Here is a 255-nt window from a genome sequence, read left to right on the forward strand (position 1 = left end):
ACCATTATCAGATACGCTTTTACCAAATTTCAATGTTTGGCTCATACCTTTCATATTTAGGTCTTCTATCGCTATAGCATTGTATTTATTTACTAATTGAGTAGATAGTTTATGTAAAAAATCCGATTTTGAATTTTTGATTTTATAGTGTATTTTTGCTACTTTAATCTTTTGTTTATACCAATTATTCGAAAACCTTACCATACGTGATAATTTCCTTTGTGCCTTGATAAGTTTAGCTTCTAACATACGAAA

General features: G+C 27.8%; 1 protein-coding gene. It reads right to left on the reverse strand.

Annotated elements, in window-relative coordinates; all coding sequences use genetic code 11:
* On the reverse strand, positions 1-249 hold a 249-nt coding region (locus QMG30_RS24950; protein ID WP_281819944.1), incomplete at its 3' end, for a transposase.
* Positions 250-255 lie beyond the last annotated feature (6 nt).

Origin of the sequence: Vallitalea longa (genome assembly GCF_027923465.1) — a bacterium.
Classification (GTDB): Bacteria; Bacillota; Clostridia; order Lachnospirales; family Vallitaleaceae; genus Vallitalea; species Vallitalea longa.